Source organism: Bradyrhizobium iriomotense (genome assembly GCF_018130765.1).
Classification (GTDB): Bacteria; Pseudomonadota; Alphaproteobacteria; order Rhizobiales; family Xanthobacteraceae; genus Bradyrhizobium; species Bradyrhizobium iriomotense_A.
In genome coordinates this window covers 39,736-61,763 of the sequence record NZ_JAFCJZ010000002.1, presented here as the reverse complement: position 1 = coordinate 61,763, position 22,028 = coordinate 39,736, and the positions used below count along the sequence as shown (strand labels likewise).

The 22,028-nt window shown below is 64.4% G+C and carries 22 protein-coding genes; 8 read left to right on the top strand and 14 right to left on the bottom strand.

Translation table 11 applies throughout. The annotated features are described in order from the left end of the window. Positions 1-6: 6 nt before the first annotated feature. The 4 genes from JQ635_RS03835 to JQ635_RS03820 all read right to left on the bottom strand — a co-directional run bounded on the left by JQ635_RS03835 (position 7) and on the right by JQ635_RS03820 (position 3,764). The gene (locus tag JQ635_RS03835) at positions 7-813 is read right to left on the bottom strand and encodes an SDR family NAD(P)-dependent oxidoreductase (protein ID WP_211408544.1); all 807 of its coding nucleotides are present in this window, start codon (positions 811-813) and stop codon (positions 7-9) included. Positions 814-891: 78 nt separating this feature from the next. Then, on the bottom strand, positions 892-2,184 hold the full coding sequence (locus tag JQ635_RS03830) for a TRAP transporter large permease (protein WP_211408543.1): 1,293 nt from the start codon (positions 2,182-2,184) through the stop codon (positions 892-894). Next, positions 2,175-2,726 (bottom strand): TRAP transporter small permease, encoded by a 552-nt coding sequence (locus JQ635_RS03825; RefSeq protein ID WP_211408542.1) that lies wholly within the window; start codon positions 2,724-2,726, stop codon positions 2,175-2,177. Before JQ635_RS03825 ends, JQ635_RS03830 begins: the two co-directional genes overlap by 10 nt. Before the next feature lie 66 nt (positions 2,727-2,792). Further along, positions 2,793-3,764: a TRAP transporter substrate-binding protein gene (locus JQ635_RS03820; protein WP_211408541.1), complete on the bottom strand. Its 972-nt coding sequence runs from the start codon at positions 3,762-3,764 to the stop codon at positions 2,793-2,795. 294 nt (positions 3,765-4,058) lie between these two features. On the opposite strand from JQ635_RS03820, the gene JQ635_RS03815 reads away from it, so the two are divergent. Further along, entirely contained in the window at positions 4,059-4,835 is a 777-nt protein-coding gene (locus tag JQ635_RS03815; protein WP_211408540.1) for a cyclase family protein, read from the top strand. A 10-nt stretch (positions 4,836-4,845) separates the two neighbouring features. Here JQ635_RS03815 and JQ635_RS03810 read toward each other — a convergent pair whose 3' ends face one another. The 3 genes from JQ635_RS03810 to JQ635_RS03805 form a co-directional block, all read right to left on the bottom strand. Beyond that, entirely contained in the window at positions 4,846-5,574 is a 729-nt protein-coding gene (locus JQ635_RS03810; protein ID WP_183239786.1) for a Crp/Fnr family transcriptional regulator, read from the bottom strand. 282 nt (positions 5,575-5,856) lie between these two features. After that, positions 5,857-5,982 (bottom strand): hypothetical protein, encoded by a 126-nt coding sequence (locus JQ635_RS39185; RefSeq protein WP_283826054.1) that lies wholly within the window; start codon positions 5,980-5,982, stop codon positions 5,857-5,859. A gap of 96 nt (positions 5,983-6,078) precedes the next feature. Then, positions 6,079-6,792 (bottom strand): Crp/Fnr family transcriptional regulator, encoded by a 714-nt coding sequence (locus JQ635_RS03805; RefSeq protein ID WP_211408539.1) that lies wholly within the window; start codon positions 6,790-6,792, stop codon positions 6,079-6,081. 156 nt (positions 6,793-6,948) lie between these two features. On the opposite strand from JQ635_RS03805, the gene JQ635_RS03800 reads away from it, so the two are divergent. Further along, positions 6,949-7,266, top strand: a complete 318-nt coding sequence (locus tag JQ635_RS03800) for a c-type cytochrome (RefSeq protein ID WP_211408538.1) — start codon at positions 6,949-6,951, stop codon at positions 7,264-7,266. A gap of 18 nt (positions 7,267-7,284) precedes the next feature. Here the strand turns inward: JQ635_RS03800 and JQ635_RS03795 are convergent, their stop codons facing one another. From JQ635_RS03795 to JQ635_RS03785, 3 genes are read right to left on the bottom strand one after another with little or no spacing between them, the layout of a single operon-like run. Further along, on the bottom strand, positions 7,285-8,388 hold the full coding sequence (locus tag JQ635_RS03795) for an ABC-type transport auxiliary lipoprotein family protein (protein WP_211408537.1): 1,104 nt from the start codon (positions 8,386-8,388) through the stop codon (positions 7,285-7,287). A 3-nt stretch (positions 8,389-8,391) separates the two neighbouring features. Further along, a complete protein-coding gene (locus tag JQ635_RS03790) occupies positions 8,392-9,159 on the bottom strand; it encodes an ABC transporter ATP-binding protein (protein ID WP_211408536.1) in 768 nt (255 codons plus the stop codon). Positions 9,160-9,161: 2 nt separating this feature from the next. Further along, complete coding sequence (locus JQ635_RS03785) at positions 9,162-10,298, bottom strand: ABC transporter permease (RefSeq protein WP_211408535.1); 1,137 nt, start codon at positions 10,296-10,298, stop codon at positions 9,162-9,164. A 174-nt stretch (positions 10,299-10,472) separates the two neighbouring features. On the opposite strand from JQ635_RS03785, the gene JQ635_RS03780 reads away from it, so the two are divergent. Next, positions 10,473-10,748 carry a hypothetical protein gene (locus JQ635_RS03780; RefSeq protein ID WP_211408534.1) on the top strand — a complete coding sequence of 92 codons (276 nt, stop codon included), beginning with the start codon at positions 10,473-10,475 and terminating at the stop codon, positions 10,746-10,748. Beyond that, positions 10,749-11,249, top strand: a complete 501-nt coding sequence (locus JQ635_RS03775; RefSeq protein WP_211408533.1) for a phage holin family protein — start codon at positions 10,749-10,751, stop codon at positions 11,247-11,249. 7 nt (positions 11,250-11,256) lie between these two features. Here JQ635_RS03775 and JQ635_RS03770 read toward each other — a convergent pair whose 3' ends face one another. Beyond that, the gene (locus tag JQ635_RS03770; RefSeq protein ID WP_211408532.1) at positions 11,257-13,950 is read right to left on the bottom strand and encodes a bifunctional acetate--CoA ligase family protein/GNAT family N-acetyltransferase; all 2,694 of its coding nucleotides are present in this window, start codon (positions 13,948-13,950) and stop codon (positions 11,257-11,259) included. A gap of 171 nt (positions 13,951-14,121) precedes the next feature. Then, a complete protein-coding gene (locus JQ635_RS03765; protein WP_211408531.1) occupies positions 14,122-14,961 on the bottom strand; it encodes a universal stress protein in 840 nt (279 codons plus the stop codon). A 174-nt stretch (positions 14,962-15,135) separates the two neighbouring features. Between JQ635_RS03765 and JQ635_RS03760 the strand changes: the two genes are divergently transcribed. Genes JQ635_RS03760 through JQ635_RS03750 form a run of 3 tightly spaced genes read left to right on the top strand, consistent with a single transcriptional unit; the run spans position 15,136 to position 18,658 of the window. Beyond that, positions 15,136-16,119, top strand: coding sequence for a zinc-dependent alcohol dehydrogenase family protein (locus tag JQ635_RS03760; RefSeq protein WP_211408949.1), 984 nt, complete (start codon positions 15,136-15,138; stop codon positions 16,117-16,119). 24 nt (positions 16,120-16,143) lie between these two features. Beyond that, positions 16,144-17,664: an AAA family ATPase gene (locus JQ635_RS03755; protein ID WP_211408530.1), complete on the top strand. Its 1,521-nt coding sequence runs from the start codon at positions 16,144-16,146 to the stop codon at positions 17,662-17,664. 25 nt (positions 17,665-17,689) lie between these two features. After that, positions 17,690-18,658 (top strand): CHAD domain-containing protein, encoded by a 969-nt coding sequence (locus JQ635_RS03750; RefSeq protein WP_211408529.1) that lies wholly within the window; start codon positions 17,690-17,692, stop codon positions 18,656-18,658. Between the two features lie 95 nt (positions 18,659-18,753). Here JQ635_RS03750 and JQ635_RS03745 read toward each other — a convergent pair whose 3' ends face one another. Next, positions 18,754-20,589 carry a PHA/PHB synthase family protein gene (locus tag JQ635_RS03745; RefSeq protein WP_211408528.1) on the bottom strand — a complete coding sequence of 612 codons (1,836 nt, stop codon included), beginning with the start codon at positions 20,587-20,589 and terminating at the stop codon, positions 18,754-18,756. 210 nt (positions 20,590-20,799) lie between these two features. Here JQ635_RS03745 and JQ635_RS03740 point away from each other — a divergent pair, with 210 nt between their 5' ends. Next, positions 20,800-21,528, top strand: a complete 729-nt coding sequence (locus tag JQ635_RS03740) for a CBS domain-containing protein (protein ID WP_211408527.1) — start codon at positions 20,800-20,802, stop codon at positions 21,526-21,528. Between the two features lie 28 nt (positions 21,529-21,556). Here JQ635_RS03740 and JQ635_RS03735 read toward each other — a convergent pair whose 3' ends face one another. After that, entirely contained in the window at positions 21,557-22,015 is a 459-nt protein-coding gene (locus tag JQ635_RS03735) for a RidA family protein (protein WP_433996550.1), read from the bottom strand. Positions 22,016-22,028 lie beyond the last annotated feature (13 nt).

Below are 22,028 nucleotides of genomic sequence, written 5' to 3'. Positions count from 1 at the left end.
GCCGCCCTATTTGTGCAGCTGAGTGAGACCGGTCGGCGGCCCGTCGACCGCGGTCCAACCGCCATCGACGAACAACGTGCTGCCGCTGACATAGCTCGCGGCGTCCGAGGCCAGATAGGCCACGGCGGTGGCGACCTCGTCGGCGCTGCTCCAGCGGTTGAACACGGTGTGGCCGGCATAGAGATTGTAGATGTCGGGCCGCTGCTTGAACGGGCCGGTCAGCGCAGTCTCGGCGATGCTCGGCGCAATCGCGTTGACGCGCACGCCGGCATGGCCGACCTCGGAGGCAAAGCCCTTCACCAGGAGGCCGATCGCCGCCTTGGTGGAGCCGTAGACGCCGAGGCCCGGCTCGATGGTCACCGCGCGCACCGAGGAGCAGGCGACGATGCTGCCGCCCTTTTGTTCGACCATGATGCGGCCGAAGGCCTGGAAGAACCAGACCGTGCCCTTGACGTTGAGGTTGAGGACGCGGTCGAGATCCTCCTCGGTGTAGTCGAGGATGGTTTTGCGGATGTTGAGCCCGGGCGTGGTCACGGCGATGTCGAGCCGCGGAAATTTCTGCATCACGGTCTTGGCGAGCGCATTGACGTCCGCGGCACTTGCAGCGTCACAGCTGGCTGCTTCGGCCCAGCCGCCCTTCTCGCGAAGGCCGGCGGCGGTCGCCTCCGCCGCGTCAAGCGCACGATCCGCGCAGACGACGCGGGCCCCTAACCCGGCCAGCGCCTCGGCCGACGATTTGCCGATCCCCGAGGCGGCACCGAGCACCACGGCCGTCTTGCCGGTGAGATCGAAGAGCTTGCGATAGTCGGTCACGGACAGATTCTCCCTGTTGTCGTGACGCAAACTACGCAAGGCGGGTGCGCCGGCCAAGTGGCGGCGCACGCACGGCAGCTATCCCTTGTATCCCATCAACAGACGCGGCAGCCACAGCGAGAAAGCGGGAACGTAGGTGACGAACATCAGTGCTGCGATCAGCGCGGCGTAGAACGGCAGGATGGTGCGCATCACTGCGCCGACCGAAATGCCGCCGATGGCGCAGCCGACGAACTGCGTCGTTCCGACCGGCGGGGTGTTCAGCCCCAGCGCGCAGTTGATCAGCATCAGCATGCCGAACTGCACGGGATCCATGCCCGCCTTCATCGCAATCGGCAGGAAGATCGGGGTGCAGATCAGGATGGTCGCCGCCATGTCCATGAACGTGCCGAGCACGAACAGGATGACGTTGATCAGCAGGAAGATCATCCAGGGCTGCGTCGAGACCTTGCTCATGAGGTCACCGGCGAAGTCGGCCACTTCGTAGAGGCCCATCAGGTACTGGAACATGGTGGAAACGCCGATCAGCAGCAGCACCACGCCCGTCGTCTTCACCGCCTTGGCCGCAGCCCGCAGGAAATTCTGCAAGGTCATGGTGCGGTAGATGAAGAAGGTCAGCAGGATCGTGTAGGTGACCGCGACAGCCGCGGATTCGGTGGCCGTGAAGACGCCCGAGAGGATGCCCGCGAGGATGATGCCGACGATCAGCAGACCGGGCAGCGCGGCCGCGAGCGACCGGAACACCTCGGCCCAGCCCGGGAACCTGCCGGCGGGATAACCGCGCTTCACCGCGACTGCGTAAGCAGCGACCAGCATGCACACCATCAGCACCAGCGCCGGCAGGAGGCCGGCGGCGATCAGCGCGCCGATCGAGACCTTGCCGCCGGCGGCCAGCGCATAGATGATCATGTTGTGGCTGGTCGGCATCAGAGCGCCCACCAGCGAGGCGTGGGTGGTGACGTTGACGGCGTAGTCGGTGTCGAACCCTTCCTTTTTCATCATCGGGATCATCACCGCGCCCATCGCCGACACGTCGGCCACGGGCGAGCCGGAGACGCCGCCGAACAGGGTGCAGGCGACCACGTTCGACATGCCGAGGCCGCCGCGGATGTGGCCGACGAGATTCTTGGCGAGCTTCACGATCTTGTCGGCGACGCCGCCATGCAGCATCAGCTCACCGCTGAAGACGAAGAACGGGATGGCCAGGAAGGAGAAGATATTCATCCCCGACATCATCTGCTGGAAGATGACGGCCACCGGCAGACCTTCGTAGAGGATGGTGCAGATCGCCGAGAGGCCGATCGCGAAGGCGACCGGTACGCCGAGGATCAGGAAGCCGAAGAACGTGGCGCCGAGGATGATCAGTTCCATGAGGGGACGACCTCTTCGCCGCGCAGGAGAGCAATGATGTGCTCGATGGAGAAGGAAACGATCAGGATGCCGGAGGCAATCAGCGGGACGTAGCGGATGACCTCGGGCAGGCCGAGATTGGGGATCTTCACGGTGCCGACCGACGCCCCGAGGATCCAGCCGTTATAGGCCATCGCAATGCCGAACACGGCCACCAGAACGTGGATCACGATCTCGACTTTTTCCCGGACGTGATCCGGAAGCATGACCAGCAGACTGTCCATGCCGATGTGGCCAGCATCGCGCACGCCGACGGCGGCACCAATCAGTGTGACATACAGAATGAGGACCAGCGCAAGATTCTCGGTCCAGGTCGGGCTGGAATTGAGCACGTAGCGTCCGAACACCTGGTAGAACACGATGGTGACGATGACGAGCAATCCCGTCACCGACAGATACATGCCGAGGCGCGCGATGGGTGCATTGATCCGCGAGAGCAGGCCGGTGGACGGCCGCCCGGTGACCGCCTCCTGCTCGTGATCTGCGACGTGTGGGTCTGTCATCGCGCGCCTCCCTCGCGAGGGCCCGGTGTCACCTTGCGGCGACGCCGGACCCGATCCGCCGTGCTCTTACTTCGTGTCCTGGATACGCTTGACGAGGCCCTGCAGCTTCTCGTCGCCGGCGAACTTCTGGTACACCGGCTTCATCGCGTCGACGAACTCCTGCTTGTTGGCGATCGTCACGACCTGAACGCCGGCCGCCTCGACAGTCTTGCGGGAGGCCTGCTCGCGCTCGTCCCAGAGCTTGCGCATGACCGGCACCGATTCCTTGGCCGCCCTGCGGACCATCGCCTGATCCTCCTTGCTCAGCGTGTCCCAGACCTTTTTCGACATCACGAGAACTTCCGGCGCCAGCGAGTGCTCGGTGACGTTGTAGAACTTGGCCGCCTCGAAATGGCGCGAGGACTCGTAGGAGGGCCAGTTGTTCTCGGCGGCGTCCACGAGGCCGGTCTTGAGCGCGGTGTAGACCTCGCCATAGGGCATCGGGGTCGGGTTGGCACCGAGGCTCTGAATCATGCCGACCCAGAGGTCGGATTGCTGAACGCGGATCTTCAGGCCCTTGAGGTCCGCGAGCGACTTGACCGGTGCCTTCACCGTGTAGATGGACCGGGCGCCGCTGTCGTAATAGGCAAGGCCGACCAGGCCCGCGGGCTCCATGGCCGCCAGGATCTCGTCGCCGATCGGCCCGTCAAGGACGGTGCGCATGTGCTGCGTGTCCCGGAAGACGAAGGGCAGGCACAGGGCAACGGTCTCGGGCACGAAGTTGTTCAGCGGCGACGCGTTGATCCGCATCATGTCGAGCGCGCCGATCTTGAGCTGCTCGATGGTGTCCTTCTCGGAGCCCAGGGCACCGTTCGGAAACACCTTCACGCCGAGCTTGCCGCCGCTCGCCGTCGCGAGCTGCTTGCCCATGAACTTGACGGCCTCGACGGTCGGATAGTCGGCGGGATGGACGTCGGCGGAGCGGAAATCGCGCGCAGTCGCCAGCGGCGCTGAGACCGCCAGCACGGCGGCTGCGATGATACCGGTGAGTGTCTTCATCTGGGCTTCCTCCTGAGGTGATTATGTCGTTGTCGGGCAGGCTGCAGGCCGTCTTGGGTCGCTCCACTTCAGGCGTGAAGTCAAGCGCCAATGTCGTCCCTAGGGCGGGCGGCATTCTCTGTCCAAGCCAAATCCAGCATCGATCAATGCAAGAGTTGCATCGATCAGTTTCTTGCGCAATTCGCACTATGGTGGGTATGGCGGCCGGCTCGACGTCGCCGGAGCGTGACTTGACGCCTCCAATGGAGGCCCCTCAAGATATCCCGAACACTGGACTGTCTCGAGGGAATGCCCATGCCGCGGAAGCTGATCGATATTTCGGTGCCGCTCCGAAACGACGTGACGTCCGATCCGCCAGGCAACCATCCGACGATCCAGTACATCGACCACCAGCAGGGCCTGCCGCGCATGCTGCAGTTCTTCGACGGCCTCAAGGCGGAAGACCTGCCGGACGGCCAGGGCTGGGCCGTCGAACAGGTCTCGTTGTCGACCCACAACGGCACGCATCTCGACGCGCCCTGGCACTTCCATCCGACCATGAACCGCGGCGAGCGGTCATGGACCATCGATGAGGTGCCGCTGGAGTGGTGCCTTCAGCCCGGCGTGAAGCTCGACTTCCGGCATCTGCCTGACGGCTACGTCGTGACTGCCGGCGACGTCGAGACCGAGCTCAAGCGCATTGGGCACACGCTATCGCCGCTCGAGATCGTGGTCGTCAACACCAGCGCCGGCGCCAAATTCGGCGAGGCCAGTTACGTCAACTCCGGTTGCGGCATGGGCTATGAGGCCACCATGTATCTGCTCGAACGCGGCGTGCGGCTGACCGGCACCGATGGCTGGAGCTGGGACGCGCCGTTCGTCTTCACCGCGAAGAAATATGCCGAGACCAAGGACGCCGGCCTGATCTGGGAAGGCCACAAGGCGGGACGCCACATCGGCTATTGCCATCTCGAGAAGCTGCACAATCTCGATCAATTGCCTTCGACCGGATTCACGGTCTCATGCTTCCCCGTGAAGATCGAACGCGCCTCGGCGGGCTGGACCCGCGCGGTCGCCATCATCGACAATTAGCTGAGACGTATTACTCGCCGTCGAGGCCGCTCTCGGCGAGTTCGCGCAATGCATCGGTGTCGAGCACCACGATGGCACCATGCTCGAGACGAACCCAACCGCGACCGGCCCAGGCGCGCAATTGCTTGTTGATGCTCTCGCGCGTCATCCCCACCATCTCGCTGATCTCCTGCTGGGTGATGGCGAGCGTGCCGCTGCCGGAGTCGAGCTTGCGCTCCTCGGTGAGGCCGAGCAGCGCGCTTGCCAGCCGCCCCGGCAGATTTTGCAGGATCACCTGCTCGACCTGCTGGCTGGTCCAGCGAAGGCGCGCGCAGAGCAGTTCGATGAACTTCATCGCCAGCGCCGGCTGACTCTTCACGAACGGCAGGAAGTCGCGGCGGTCGATGATGTAGAGCTCGCAATTGGTGTTGGCTGTCGCATCCGCCGAACGCGGCGCACCATCGAGAACCGCGATCTCGCCAAAGATTTCTCCAGGACCGATGAGATTGAGAATGGCATTCCGCCCGTCAGGCGACGAGGAGGATATCTTCACTGTTCCGGTGATCACCGCGAACAAATTGTTGCCGGGATCGCCCTTGGCGGCGATCGTCGCGCCGCGCTTCACCGTGGTGTGCTTGGCGTAGCGGCAAAGCTGATCGAGCGCCTCCGGCTCCAGATCCGCGAAGATCGGGTGCTTGCGCAGGACCGATAATTTGTTGCCCGCCGATTGCCGGGGGTCGCCGGTCTTGTCCTGAGGCACGCCGCTGGGCTCCTAAGACTGCGAGGCACTGGAGTTCCTGCGTAGTCAGTGTTGCCCGGCTTTTCAACCGGAAAGCATGCCCGCGGTTTTAGGCAAATGCGGCGAGATTACCTCGGCCCCGGCTCGGGGTCGGCATCCAAAGGATGCGCCGATGCGCTCCGGTCGATGCAGAGTTGCAGGCACCGCAAGTCGCGATTGCGTCAAGGCGCTACCGAACGGCCCAACGCCGGCTGGGCGAAAGCGGACAGCTAGCTCACCAGGCGGAAACCATGATCCGCAGCATCAACGCTTGGAATCGGGATGGATCCTGCCTGCGCTGGTTTGCCGGTCCGCCCACGCCAGAGCTGCGGCGAACGTGACGAAGATCGCCACGACGACAATAGTCATCAGCAACGCGTCAGTGGGCATCATGCTCCTCCCGGATCGTTTGAGCGCATTATTTGCGGCGGATGCCGGGCGTCATTGATCGGGATCAAAAAACCGAGAGCGTTGTGGAAAGCCCTGTCAGGCTGCGGCCAAGGCCTCGACGCGCGCCGGGTCGAGCAGGCTGATTCCGCCGTGAATGATCTCGATCGCACCGTGGCGTTCGAGCTTGGTGAAGGTGCGGCTGACGGTTTCGATGGTCAGGCCGAGATAGTCGGCGATGTCCTGGCGGCTCATCGGAAGCGGAACCGTGTCGGACGGCCCCTTGAGCGCCAACAGCCGTTCGCGCCAGCCGAGCAGGAAAGCGGCGACCTTCTCGTCCGCCGAGCGGCGGCCGAGCAGGACCATATGGTCGCGCGCCTGGCTCAACTCGCGAATGGCGAGCTCGTTGATCCGCCTGAGTAGCTGCGGACGATCCTCGATGAAACGGCCGAAGGGCGCCTTTGCGAACTGGCAGACGGTCACCGCGCCGATTGCATCGGCCGAAAAATTGTGGCGGCCGGAAAGATTCATCCCAAGGAAATCGCCGGGCAATGCGAAACCCACGATCTGCCGGCGGCCGTCGGGCAGCAGCTTGTACAGCCGCATGACACCATCAAGGACGTTGTAGAACGAGGTCGTGATGTCCTCCTCGGAGAACACGGTCTCGCCGGAAGAAAAATGGACACGGCGTCCGAGATGCTCGAACTCCCTGAGTTCGGCCGCATCCAGCGACGAACAAACCGCCGATCCACGCACGCCACAATCGCTGCAGAAATGCCCGTTCGGCTCAATCGTGACCACGGAAGGCTTCATCCACCGCTCCTAGCGTGGGTCCAGCTCCGCCCCCCGGCCGAGTCCGCCACGCGGCTGCATTTTACTGCGCCGCCACAAATGCGATTGACCCAGATCAATTTTGGCCTCCCTCCCCCCTCTATTCTGCGCCGAGAGTTCGACGGGATTCCGCCTTCCATGTTTCAGCACGCGCTCCGCCAGGGCCTGATTGGCCTCTTTCTGATCACGCCTGCGCTGGCGGCCCCCACCGCCGAACAACGCGGCAAGGCCTTCGCGCGGACCAATTGCGCGCGATGCCACGCGATCGACCGCGTCTCCGAGAGCCCGCTCAAGATCGCGCCCCCGCTACGCACCCTGCACCGGCGCTATCCGATCGAGACCCTTGGCGAGGCGCTGGCGGAAGGCATCTACACCGGCCACGCCGACATGCCGGCCTTCGAGCTCAATCCGGACCAGATCCACGATCTGCTGTCCTACCTGAAGACGCTCGAATAGCCGGCCCTAAAGCGCAATTTAGACCGCCTGCACCGTCCAGCCGATCAGCTCCTTGGCGATGCGGGCGAAAGCCGCATCGAACGCCGCAACGGCAGCCGCTGGCTCGACCTTGTCCAGCTTCTCGCTGGTCTCGACGAGGCGGGACGCGATCACCTTGCCGTTCTTGTCGACGATGCGCGCCGACAGGGCGATCTCGACCCTTGTCTCGCCTTCCGTGGCGATCCGGAAGCGTCTGATGTCGATCAGAAGCTGGTAGTCCGCCTGCCCGAGATCGCTGGTGCGCAACGGCGCATGAGCGATGTCGTAGTTCTCGAAACTGTCGATCAGCCGCGCCTGCACCAGCTTCGGGATGCTGTCGGCCCACAGGAAATCGGCAAAGCCCGGGTTGTCACCGACGGGAGAGAACAGCATGCGCTGGGTCTGGAGCATCGCGACCGCGGTCGGCTCGGGAATGGCCAGCGACGCGGAGAACGTCTTGCCGGCCGGGCCAAGGTTCTGCGGCGCGCGCAGGTCGTAGGTGATCTTCTGCGCAGGCGTCCCGCCACCGGTCATCTTCTCGAGACCCGCCAGGATGCCGTCGATCTTGCCGGTGTTGCGCGCAAGCCCGTCGGAGAATGTCTTGAGATTGGCGATGGTGTCCTTCAGCGGACCGGAATTGTCCTCCAGCACGGTGTCGACCCGCCGCAGCGCATCGCGCGCGGCCTGCGTCATGCTCTGGCCTGCGCCGGCCTCGGCGATCAAGGTCAGGGGCTCGCCGGATTTGGCGACGATCATGCCGCCCTCCAGCGTCACCACGGGAACGCCGGTCAAGCCCTGGAAATCGAGCCCGACCCTGGTGTCGGCGCGCACGGGCGTTGCCGAAGCAACCGAGATCGTCGCGTTGACGAAGCGCGGATTGTCCGGCGCTAGCCCGAGCTGGGTCACCTCGCCGACGCGGATGCCGTTGAACAGCACGCCGGCGCCGACCAAGAGACCCGGCACAGGTCCCTGGAATTGCACGCGATAGTTCGTGCGCGGCCCGATGCCGCCGGTGTTGTTCAGCCAATAGACGAAGCCGAACACCGCGATAATCGCGGCCAGTACGAAGCTGCCGATCAGCACGTAGGGAGCGCGGGTTTCCATGTCTCATCTCATCTCGTGTTGCAGCATCTGCGAGCGCTTGCCGTGGAAATAGGCGCGCACCCAGGGATGCTCGGATTGCAGCAGTTCGCGCATCGGCCCGATTGCGACGATCTTGCCGTCGGCGAGCGCGGCGACGCGGTCGCAGACCGTGGTGAGGCTGGCGAGATCATGGGTGACCATGAACACGGTCAGCCCCAGGGTCTTTTGCAGGGTCCCGATCAGCGCATCGAAATCGCCGGCGGCGATCGGATCGAGGCCGGAGGTCGGCTCGTCCAGGAACAGGATCGGCGGATCGAGCGCAAGCGCGCGCGCCAGCGCCACGCGCTTGGTCATTCCACCCGAGAGCTCCGCCGGATATTTGTCGGCATCCTGCGCCCGCAATCCGACCATCTCGAGCTTGGCGATCGCGATCTCGTCCATCAGCTCCTGCGACAGGACGAGATTTTCGCGCAGCGGAAACTGGACGTTCTGGCGGACCGTCAGCGAAGAGAACAGCGCGCCCTGCTGGAACAGGATGCCCCAGGCCGTGGCCGCACCTTGCGTGCGGCCGCCGATCGGCTGTCCCATGACCTCGATGGTGCCACTCCGGCGCGGGATCAGGCCGATGATGGTCCGCATCAGCACCGACTTGCCGCCGCCGGACGCGCCCACCAGCCCGAGGATCTCGCCCCGGCGCACATCGAGCGACAGATGGTCGAGCACGGTCTGGCGGCCGAAACCGACCACGAGGTCGCGAACCCGGATCGCGAACTCTTCCTGCTGTTCGCCCATGGTCACATTCCGATCGAGGCAAAGAAGATCGCGAACAAGCCGTCGAGCACGATCACCAGGAAGATCGACTTCACCACGGAGGTCGTCGTCTGCCGCCCGAGCGACTCGGCGCTGCCCTTGACGCGCAGGCCCTCGCTGCAGGCGACGATCCCGATCACCAGCGCCATGAACGGTGCCTTCAGGATGCCCACCTCGAAATGGGTGACGGATATGGCCTCATGCAGCCGTGCGATGTAGATCGCCGGTCCCATGTCGCCATAGAACTGCGCGACCAGGCCGCCGCCATAGAGCGCGGCAATCGATCCGATGAAGGCCAGGATCGGCAGCGCGATGACCAGAGCCGCAACGCGGGGCAGGATCAGGACGTCGACGGGATCGAGCCCCATGGTCGAAAGCGCGTCGATCTCCTCGCGCATCTTCATCGAGCCAAGCTCGGCGGTGTAGGCGCTTCCCGAACGTCCTGCGACCATGATGGCGACGATCAGAACGCCGAGCTCGCGCAGCACCAGGATGCCGACCATGTCGACGGTGTAGGACTCCGCGCCGAACCTGCGGAAATGGAAGAATCCCTGCTGGGCGATGATGGCGCCGATCAGGAACGTGATCAGAACGACGATGGGGATCGCCTGCCACCCGATACGGTAGAGCTGGTAGACCAGCGACGTCAGCCGCAGCGTTCGCGGCCGGCGCAGCACGCCGACGACGGCCATGAACAAGGCGCCAAGCATTTGCAGGAAGATCGTGATGTCCTCCCGCGCGCCGACCGTGGACTTTCCGAGATCGCCGAGCCTGAGCAGAACCGGATTTGGCGCCGCTGCCGGCGCCGGCGTATGGCGGTTGACCTGGCGCACCTCCTCCATCAGGCCGCTGAAATGATCGGCGACACCGACGAACTCGGCCGATCTGCCCGACGATGCAGCCCGGCGCGACAGTTTCTCCAGGACCCAGGCGCCGAGCGTGTCCAGCGCACTGACGCCCGACATGTCCAGGGTCACACCCCTCGACCGATCGACCTCGGCTCCCACGGACCGGGACAGCGTTTCGAGCGTCGTCACATTCGCTGCGGTCCAGGGCCCTTCCGGGCGCAATTTCAGCGCATCGCCAGAGGGCGTTGCCAGCAACAGCGGTTCGGAGTTCACGCTTCCACCTCATCGGGACGATTGGCCCCCATTCAGCCGCCACTTCTAGGCCAGCGTGTGGCGGCCGATTTGACCTGTCTCAAGCGCAGGGCCGGCCCGCGTCTTGACGCAAGTCAAGCGCGGTCATGCCAGCGGGCCCTAGGGTTCGCGTCATTCAATGGAGACATCAAATCCATGTTCGACAGCGACAGGATGAGTGAAGAATTGCGGACGTTGAAGGTGGACGTCACGCGCCTCTTGAGCACCGCCGGCGAGGAGATGTTCGACAGTTCGAAGGAACGTGCCGAGGCTCTGGCTGATCAGATCAAGGCCGCGCTTGCCGAACTCGGCGAAACCGTCAGCGACGAGCAGGAGCAGCTACAGGGCCTCATTGCGGAGCGCCCAATCACGTCGCTCGCCTCGGCCTTCGCGCTCGGCGTGGTCGTCGGTTTCATGCTGAGGAGACACTAGGTGAATAGCGACAATGTCGTCAAACATCTGCGCCTGCTGTGGCGCACCGACAGGATCATCGCGGATATCAGGCTGCGCCATCTCCTGATGGGCCTCGGCCTGCGCGCCTTTGCGGCGCTGATCGCGGCGTTCGGGCTGCTGATGCTGGAGCTGTCGGCCTATTTCGCGCTGGTCCAGATCTGGAGCGCCATTGCCGCGGCCGCCATTCTCGGCACCGTCAATTTTGCCATCGCGGCGGTTCTCTTCGTCATCGCCGGCCGTGCTCCGTCCGGCCGCGACATCGAGCTCGCCAATGAAATCCACGGCGCGTCCATCGAGGCCCTTCAGCTCGAGGCGCGCGCGCTCCAGGCTCAGGTGTCGGGCGCGGTGCATCATCCGCTGAGCACGATCGTGCCGGAGCTGGTGCCCCTGATCGCGATTATCGTCAAGTCTTTGCGAACCACCGCGAAGACATCTGCCAAGACATCCGCCACCGCAAGTTCGGCCGAATCGCCCTCCTAGCGAGCGCTCAGAGCTTCAGCCTGACGTCGCAGATATCAGGCTCGTTCGGATCCGGCTTGACCTCGAAACCGAGCTGCCGGCACATCTCGAGCATCACGGTGTTCTCCTGAAGCACATCGCCCGAGATCGCCTTCAGCCCTTCCGACCTCGCGTAGTTGATGATCAGCTGCATCAGGGCCCATCCGAGCCCCCTGCCCTTGAGATCGGACCGCAGCAGGATCGCATATTCTCCGCTCTCGTAGATCGAGTCCGAATGGAGCCGGACGACGCCGACCATCTCGCCGGTCGCCTCGTCGAACGCGATGAAGGCCATGGCGCGCGCATAGTCGAGCTGGGTCAGCCGCGCGATGAATTCGTGGGTGAACTCCTTCATCGGCGCGAAGAAGCGCAGGCGAAGGTCATGAGGCGTCACGTGACGCAGGAACTCATGGATGGTCGGCTCGTCCTCGGGACGCAACGGCCGCACGAAGATCCGCCAATCGTCCTTGAGCTTGAGCCGGCGTTCCCACTGCGACGGATAGGCGCGAACCGCGAAATTGGCGGGGCCAGAGCCTGCGAATTTCCGTTGCGGCGGCCCCACCGCGACACGGGCGTCGACCGCGGTCACGCCGGTCTCATCCGCAAGCAGCGGGTTGATGTCGAACTCGCGAATCTCCGGAATATAGGCCGCCATCTGCGCAAGCTTGACCAGCACCATGGCGACGGCGTCCTGCTTGACGGCAGGCACGTCCCGATAGGCGCGCAGCAGCCGCGAGACCCGCGTGCGATCGATCAAGTCACGGGCGAGTTGCAGATCGAGCGGCGGCAGTGCAAGAGCCTTGTCGTTGATGATTTCCACCGCCGTCCCGCCCCGGCCGAAGACGACGACGGTGCCGAAGGTGGGATCGTCGGCGAGGCCGAGGATCAGTTCGCGCGCCTTCGCCTTGACGACCATCGCCTGGACGATGACGCCGCCGATGCGGGCCTCGGGCCGCAGTTTCCTGGCCCGGGCGAGAATATCGGTCGCGGCCGCGCGCACCGCCTCAGGCGTCGTCAGATTGAGCACGACGCCACCGACATCGGATTTGTGCACGATGTCGCGCGACATGATCTTCAGCACGACGGTCCCGCCTTGTGCAAATATCTCGTTCGCGCAGACCACCGCCTGCTCGACATCACCAGCGGCATAGGTCGGCACCATCGCGATATCGTAGGCTTCGAGCAGGTGCTTGATCTCGACAGGCTCGAGCCATTGGCGGCCGTCGGCGATGGCCGCGGCGACGATCTGTCTGGCACCCTGTGCGTCGGGTACAAACGTGTCGGGCATCGCGGGAGGAACCTGGCTCAGCTCCTCGACCACTTCGCGATGCCGGACCAGATGCATGAATCCGCGCACCGCATCGTCCTCGGTCGGGTAGTTCGGAATGCCCGCGCCGGAGAGTGTCTGAATGATCGGCTGATCGGCCCCGACCCATGCGGCAAGCACGGGCTTTGCCCAACTGCGGTGCCGCTCGCGATATTTGGCGACGAGATCCGTTACGGTCGTCGCGATGTCGGCAGCCGAGGCGATTGCTGTCTGCACATTGAGGACGAGAACTGCGTCATTGTCGGAATCGGCCAGCAGCGCCTCTAGCGCAGCCGCATAGCGCGATGCATCGGCATCGCCCACGATGTCGACGGGATTTCCGCCCGACCAGGTCGACGGCAGCACGCCGTCGAGCTTCTTGCGGGCATCCGCCGAGATCGACGCCGGAATCCCGCCAAGCTCGACCAATCGATCGACGGCGAGGACGCCGATGCCGCCGCCATTGGTGAGGATGGCCAGTCGCTTTCCGGTCGGCGATTCGACGCGGCCGAGCGTCTCGGCACAGTCGAACAGCTCGCGCAGATCGGAGACCCGCAGGACACCCGCACGGCGGAACGCCGCGTCATAGACAGCGTCAGCGCCCGCGAGCGCGCCGGTATGGGTCGCGGCCGCCTTCGCTCCTTGCGCCATGCGGCCGGACTTCACCACGACGACCGGCTTGACACGCGCCGCGGTGCGGGCCGCCGACATGAACTTGCGCGCGTCCTTGATGGACTCGATATAGAGCAGGATCGCGCGGGTCTTGTGATCCATCGCGAAATAGTCGAGCAGGTCGGCAAGGTCGACGTCGATCTGGTCACCGATCGAGACGATGCCGGAGAAGCCGACGCCGCGCTGGGCGGCCCAATCAACCATGCCGGCAGCGATCGCGCCGGATTGCGAAATCAGCGCGAGATTTCCCGCTCCCGGCATGTGCGCGGCAAAACTGGCGTTGAGGCTCACGCCGGGCATCATGATGCCAAGGCAGTTCGGCCCGATCAGCCGCATGCCGTATTTGCGGGCTGCGGCGATTGCGGCCTCCTGCAACGATCCCGGCCCATGGCCTAATCCGGCCGAGACGATCAGCGCGCCTGCCGAGCCGCGCCGCCCAGCCTGGTCGATGATGCCGGGAACCTCCCCCGCCGGCGCGGTGATGACCACCAGTTCGGGCACGAAGTCCAGCCTGTCCAGGCTCTTCACCGATGCAACGCCAGCGATCTCCGCATGGCGCGGATTCACCAGGCCGAACTGTCCCTTGAAGTCGGCCTTGTGAATGTTTTCCAGAACGGCGCGTCCCACAGAAACCGGGCGGGCGCTCGCCCCGACAAGTGCGACCGAACGCGGCGACAGCAGATTCTTCAGGCGATAGGTTGACATGAAAGCAAATGCGCCCGGTTGCGGGCGGTTCCGATGGTCGAATGATGAGGCCGGAAAGCTGGCGGCGAGCCTAAAGCGCGATGAGATCGAGGTGAACCGTCATCGCGCTTTAGATTGTTGTTTAAGCATGATCTTTTCGGAAAACCGCTGCGCACTCTTCCGGATCATGCGTTAGTGCGAGATCATAACCCAGCACGGTGGCTGGCCAATGACGGTCTTTGTCACACCGCCCCAAACGATCTCGTTCAGGCGTGAATGATGGTAGGCCCCCATCACGATCGCATCGATGGCATTGGAATTTGCCCAACTTCCGAGCACCTTGCCGATCGAGCTCCCGCCCCCCTTCGCCGTTTCGAACGAGGCGTGGACACCGTGTTCCCTCAAATGCTCGACGAGCGAGGTTCCTGATTGCACGATCTCGTCAGTCTTGTCGTCCGCTACGGTCACCACGCGGACCGAGGCCGCAGCCTGAAGGACCGGCAGCGCGTCACCGACGGCTCGCGCTGCGCGCGCGGAGTGATCCCAGGCGATCATGACGTTCTCGAATTCCGGTCGCAGCACCTCCACATGTTGTTCCGGGCACAGCAACAGCGGTCGCCCGGATTCGAACAGGAGCGTCTCGATGATGTGCTCCGTTCGGCTGTCATGCGGCTTCACGGGGACCAGGGTGAGATCGCTGAAACGCGCATGCTCAGCCAGGATCGGCGCGATCTGGTCCGCCGGCACCTTGCCCGACCGGCTTTGGGCCCGAATGCTGGCGCGAGACGCCGCACCGGTGAAGGCATCCAGCAGACGTTGCATCTCGACCGCTCCAGGAGCCCCCTTTGCCTCGACGGCGTCGGGGTCGTCAGGGAGCAGCACCTTTGGTCGCACGAAGAGATCTTCCTCGAGCGCAAGTGCGGTGATTCTGGCACCGAGGTCGGCGGCGACAGAAACGCATTTCTCGATTGCTGCGAGGGCCGGTCCGCGCGGCTGGCCGACAAGCGGCAGAAAGACGTCCTTGATGGGCATCGGAATTCTCCTTAGCTGCCAGAATAGGCCGGCTTTCGTCAGGATGCTTGATCCTCGTCAAGCCTCGGGAACTGCCCGACCGGGCAAGGACGGGCATTGACGGAAGTCAAGGACTGGCCGCGCACTGCCATTCTATGGATAGTTCGATCGGAGCGGTCCGCCCCGGAGAGACTGATGCGTGCGATGGTGTTGGCGGCCCCGCGAGCGCGGCTCCGGATGGAGGAGCGCCCCGATCCAATCCCCGGCGAAGGCCAGATCCGGGTCAGGGTCAGCGCCTGCGGCGTCTGCCGGACCGATCTTCATGTCGTCGATGCCGAACTGCCCGACATCCGCTATCCCATCGTGCCCGGCCATGAAATCGTCGGCCGCGTCGATCTCATCGGTCCCAATGTCGCGATGCATGCGCTGGGCGACCGGGTCGGCATTCCCTGGCTCGGATTCACGTGCGGAAACTGCCGGTTTTGCCGGGAGGGCATGGAGAACCTCTGCGACCGCCCGCTCTTCACCGGCTATACAAGGGACGGTGGCTATGCAACGCACGTGGTCGCCGACGCGCGCTACGCCTTTCCGCTCGGCGAGACCGGCGACGACGTAGCCCTCGCCCCGCTGCTGTGTGCGGGCCTGATTGGCTGGCGTTCCCTGGTCCTGGCCGGCAAGGCCGAGCGGCTCGGCATCTACGGCTTCGGCGCCGCCGGCCACATCGTCGCGCAAGTCGCGGTCTGGCAGGGGCGATCGGTGCATGCGTTTACGCGGCGCGGCGATCTGGCCGCACAGGACCTTGCGCGCCGGCTCGGCGCCGTCTGGGCCGGCGCTTCGGACGAGACGCCGGACACGCCGCTCGACGCGGCCATCATCTACGCCCCCGCCGGCGAGCTCGTGCCGGCCGCATTGCGCGCCGTTCGCAAGGGCGGGCGCGTGGTGTGCGCCGGCATCCATATGAGCGACATTCCGAGCTTCCCGTATGATCTGCTCTGGCAGGAACGGCAGTTGATCTCCGTTGCCAATCTCACCCGACAGGACGGTCTCGATTTTCTAAGCATCGCCCCGCGAGCCGGCGTGCGCACCGAAACGACCGCGTTCCCGCTCGATCAGGCCAATGAAGTCCTGGACATGCTGCGGAACGGGCAAATTCTCGGCGCCGCCGTGCTGAAGCCCTGACCGCATCTTGGGACACCAGCTTCGATGACAGACGAAACGGCTGCCCAGGAACGAATCTTCGCGGCGCTCTGCACGCATTCCGGCGTGACGCGGATCGATACGCATGCCGCGTCGGTCTTTCTCGACGGGCCGCGAGCGCTGAAGATCAAGCGAGCCGTCCGGTTTCCGTTCCTCGACTATTCGACGCTCGATAAACGCAAGACGGCCTGCGAGGAAGAGATCAGGATCAACCGGCCGCTGGCGCCGCAGATCTATCATCGCGTCGTGGCGATCACCGAGGAGACCGACGGATCGCTGAAGGTCGACGGCAGCGGCCGGCCGGTCGAGTATGCGGTCGACATGTCCCGCTTCGACGAAAGCCGGACGCTGGATCATCTGGCGAAGGCCAGCCCGCTGGATGCGAACCTCGCCTCGGCAACCGCCGACGCCATCTCGGCTTCGCATGCGGCGGCGTCCCGCGCCGACGGCAAGGCATGGGTCGCCTCCATCCCGGGCCTCATTGATGGAAACAGCAACGGCCTGCGGAAGGGCAACCATCTCGAAGCCGAAGCGATCGAGCAGCTCGGCAAGGCCTCGCACGCGATGTTCCTGCGCCTGCGGCCGCTGCTCGAGGAGCGCGGCCGGCAGGGCTTCGTGCGCCGCTGCCACGGGGACCTGCATCTTGCGAACATCGTCTCGATCGGCGAACAGCCCGTCCTGTTCGATGCCATCGAGTTCGATGCGCAGATGGCGACCGTCGACGTGCTCTACGATCTCGCATTCACCCTGATGGACCTGCTCAGCCATGGCCAGTCCGCGGCAGCCAACATCGTGCTGAACCAGTATCTGACCACGTCGGCGGTCGAAACGCTCGACGCGCTGGCGGCCCTGCCGCTGTTCATGTCGATTCGCGCGGCGATCCGTGCGCAGGTGGCATTGGCGCGGCTGACGCGGCCCGATGCCGACCGGAGCGGAATTCTCGCCGAGGCGCGGCGCTATTTCGATCTCGCCCGGGCTCTGATCGCGCCCCCCGCCCCGCGCCTGGTTGCGGTCGGCGGATTATCGGGCACCGGCAAATCTGTCCTCGCCCGCGCCCTGGCGCCCCACATCGCACCGCAGCCGGGAGCCGTCGTGCTGCGCAGCGACGTCGTTCGCAAGCAGCTGTTTCAGGTGGGACACACCGACCGACTGCCACCGTCCACGTACCGGCCCGACGTCACGGCACGCGTCTACGATGTGCTGGCGCAGCGTGCCCGACAGGCGCTGGCGCAAGGCCATTCCGTCATCGTCGATGCCGTCTTTGCACGCGAATCCGAACGGGACCAACTGGCCGCTCTGGGGCGCGAATGCAACGTGCCGTTGAGTGGGCTCTTCCTCGTCGCCGACCTCGCGATCCGTCAGGCGCGCATCGGGGGCCGCCACGGCGATGCCTCCGACGCCACGCAAGAGGTTGCTGCGCAGCAAGAGCACTATAATATCGGTCACGTCGGTTGGGCGACCATCGATGCATCCGGAACACGGGAGCAGACGCTCCAGAGCTGTCGGGACGCGATCGCGAGGCAATAAGGCAATCTGATTGACGCGGGCAAGGATGTCGCGACCCACCACGAGTTCGACCGCGCCCGCCAAGCCGGCGACGCGGCGCAATGTCCTGCCCGGCCGGCTCAGCCCCGGCATGGCCTGCGACACGGCATTCCGGATCATCGCCCGCCGCCATCTCGATGCCGTCCTCGCCCAGCATGACGGTACATGCCGTGGCGACCCGGAGGCACTGCATCAGATCCGGATCGCGCTGACGCATCTGCGCACCGCCATTCGCTTCTTTTCGCCCATGGTCGACGACGGGCTGCGGCCAAACGTCTGGGCCGAGCTCAAATGGCTGAATAGCCAGCTGGGCATGGTGCGCGACCTCGACGTCGCGATCGACCGGGTCATCGCCGAGAGCGACGGCGAGCTCGCCGTTGTCGCCGAGCTCCAGCACTGGGACGAGAAACGCGCCGAAAGCCACCGCCTGCTCGCGCGCGCGCTGCAGTCCGCGCGCTTTCGGCGCCTGGTCGAGCAGACCTCAGCCTGGATCGAGAGCGGCCCCTGGTCGACCCGGCGCAGCAAGGAAGCGGTCAGGTTGCGTCGGTGCCCGCTGGCCGACCACGCGACGGCCCGCCTGACCGAGTGGGAAGAGACGCTACTCAAGAAAGCCCGGAAGCTGCGCAAGCTCGACGTCGAGAGGCGTCACAAGCTGCGGCTTCTCAACAAGCGGATGACCTATTCGGTCGAATCGCTCGCGGATTTGTTCGCCGACGAATCCTTGACGAAGCAGAAGTCGATCCTCAAGCAATTGAGGAAGGCGCAGAAATCCCTTGGACAATTGAACGACGATGCGCGTGGGCAAACGCTGGCGGCGTCACTGAACGAGGCCGTCCCCGAGGCAGGCATTCGCTTCCTCGACCGCAAGCGGGAAAAGAAGCTGCTGCAAACTGCCTCGAAAGCCTACCGGAAACTGGACAAGGCCAAGCCGTTCCGCTCGTCAGACCTTGCGCCCAATGCGCAGCCTGAGGACTAGAGCGTTTTCAAACGAAGTGCATACCGGTTCGCGTCAAGAAAACGCGTCAAAATAGCAATCCAGAGCCTCGTTCCGATTCATTCGGAAACGGGGCTCTAGGTGTGGACGTAGTCGCCCGGCGCGTCGGGCAGGCCGTCAATGTCTCCGAACCCGATCGACGGTGGATCGCAGGTCGCGCCTGAGCGCGCCGCCAACCATTGGGTCCATTCAGGCCACCACGAACCCTCAACATGCGGCGCCAGCTTCAGCCACTCCTCCGGACCGACAAAAGGCGCGTCCGCAGCCTTGGTCTTGACCTGGTAGTTGTGCCAGGACTCGCCAGGAGGCGCGACGACACCGGCGTTATGACCGCCGCTTGTCAACACGAACGTCACGTCGGCGTCGACCTGATAGTGGATCTTGTAGACGGATCGCCACGGCGCGACATGATCGGCGAGCGTGCCGACCACGAACATCGGCGTGTGAATGTCGGACAGCGAGACGCTCCTGCATTCGACGCGATAGCGACCTTCGGCCAGATCGTTGTGCAGGAACAGCTTGCGCAGATACTCCGAGTGCATGCGATAGGGCAACCGCGTGGCGTCGGCGTTCCAGGCCATCAGGTCGCTCGACGGCGAGCCCTCGCCCATCAGATAATCATGCGACAGCCGCGACCAGATCAGCTCATTGGAGCGCAACAGCTGGAATGCGCCGGCCATCTGTGTGGTGTCGAGATAGCCGCGCTGCCACATCATGTCCTCGAGGAAGGCGACCTGGCTCTCATTGATAAAGAGCGTCAATTCGCCGGCCTCGGTGAAATCGGTCTGCGCGGCGAGGAGCGTGATGGTGCCGAGACGGCTGTCGCCGTCGCGTCCCATGGCCGCAGCGGCGATCGACAGCAAAGTGCCTCCCAGACAGTAGCCGAGCGCGTGGACCTTCCGGCCCGGCACGATCCGACCGATCATGTCCAATGCGGCCATCACGCCCAGCTTGCGATAGTCGTCGAAGGCCACATCCCGATCGTTCGCATCCGGATTGCGCCAGGAAATCGCGAAGACGGTGAAGCCCTGACCGGTCAGGTATTTGACCAGGGAATTCTGCGGCGACAGATCGAGGATGTAGTACTTCATGATCCAGGCCGGCACGATCAGGATAGGCTCCGGCCGCACCTGCGCGGTCGTCGGATGGTACTGGATCAGCTCGATCAGATTGTTGCGGTACACGACCTTGCCGGGCGAGGCCGCCACTGTCTTGCCGACGACAAACTGATCGTCGCCCGCCGGCTTCGTGGAGAGCAGGCGCATCAGGTCACTGCACCAGTTTTGCCAGCCGAACACGAAGTTCTCTCCGCCGCTCTGGAACGCCTTTTCCAGAACCTGCGGATTGGTGGCTGCAAAGTTGGAGGGCGACAGCATGTCGAGCATCTGGCGCATCGAGAACTCGACGATGGCTTCATTTGCCTGGGACACGCCGCGTATGCCGGTCGTGGCATCGTGCCACCAGCGCTCGGTGAGCAGAAACGCCTGCGCAAACAGATTGAACGGCGCCGTTTCCCATTGACGGTCCTTGAAGCGGCGATCCCGTCCCTGCGGCTCGATCACAGACCACGGCTTTTGCGACATCGCGTGCGCTGCAGCTCCCAGGAGCCGGCCGGTATCGCGAAGAGCATTGCGGGAAATCTCCATCTGGTGCTGCGGCGCCGCCGCAAGATGCGTGCCCCAATCGAGCCAGGCGAGCGACAAGGCCACCGGCGAAATCCCGCCCGTGAACCGCGCCAGCATGGCATGAAACGCGCGGTCGAGAGGATACGAATCTGATGCGGGCGGGCAATTGCAGGCAACCGGCGTCCCTGCGGCCCTTTCGGGAATCACGGCGGAGACCTCGGCGACCGGCTTGGCGGAGGGAGCCTGCAGCGGCGCTTCGGCCCGGGGAAATATCTTCACGACGCTCATGGCTGATTGTTCCTGCGGGCTTCTATTCTACGCCTGCAGCAGGATATGGCGACGCTTCCGCTCCGCGTTGAGCTGCATCAAATCCCGGCACGGATCACGATTGCTCAAGCAGGACAAAACGGCCTTGTCCGCTTGACCTGGGTCAAACCGCCCCCCGACGAGCGGACTAGGTTTTGCGCATTGAAATTCGACATGCCAGCGGAGTTTTCCATGCGCGCCCATCAGATCATGACCCGGTCGGTCATCTCGGTCACCCCCGACACCAGCATCGTGGAGGCGGCAAACATCATGCTGAAGCGGCACGTCAGCGGCCTCACGGTGGTGGACGACGCTGGCAGGCTGGTCGGCGTCGTCTCGGAAGGAGATTTCATCCGTCGCAGCGAAATCGGCACGGGACGCAAGAGGGGGCGCTGGTTGCGGTTCATCCTGGGTCCGGGAACATCGGCCAGCGACTTCGTCCACGAACACGGCCGTAAGGTCTCGGAGGTGATGACCGCCTCGCCCGTGACCATCACTGAAGATACGGCGCTTGCGGAGATCGTCGATCTCATGGAGCGGAACAACGTCAAGCGCCTGCCGGTGGTGCGCGGCGACATGGTCGTCGGCATCGTATCCCGCGCCAATCTGCTGCAGGCGGTCGCAGGGCTGGCCCGCGAAGTGCCTGACCCGACGGCCGACGACGATCACATTCGCAGCCGCATCATCGACACCATGGAGAAGAACGACTGGTGCCCGTTCGGCCTCAACGTCATCGTCCGCGACGGCATCGTTCACCTCAGCGGCGTTATCACCGAAGAACGCGCGCGGCAGGCCGCGGTCGTCGCGGCAGAGAACGTCGAAGGCGTGAAGAAGGTGCACGACCATCTGTGCTGGGTCGATACCATGTCCGGCGTCTACCTGAACTCGCCTGAAGATGACGAACTCGCCAAGGCGAGCTGACAAGAAGAGCTGAAGGAGTAAGCGCGGCTCAGCGCGGGATGACGGCGGTGGCCTCGATCTCGACCCGGGCCGCCTCCTCGACCAGCCGCACGACCTGGACCAGTGCCATCGCCGGATAATGCGCACCGAAGACGGCGCGGTAGACCCTGCCGAGTTCCTTCAGGTTCGCCAGGTATTCGTCCATGTCGACGACGTACCAGGTCAGGCGCACGAGGTGTTCGGGGCGCGCGCCGGCCTCATTCAGGATCGCGGCGATGTTGCCCAGGGTCTGGTGGACCTGCGCTACGAATCCGTCGGCGAGCCGCTCGTCGGCATCCCAGCCGATCACGCCACCGGTGACGACGATCCGTCCTTCGGCAGCCATGCCGTTGGCATAGCCTTTCGGCACCGGCCAACCAGACGGCTGGAGGATCTGCGCCACCGAACCTGTATCATTCTCGTCGGCGGTCGGCAGCACCGCAAGCTGCGGGCCTTTCGGCGTCGTCACGGACAATTCTCTA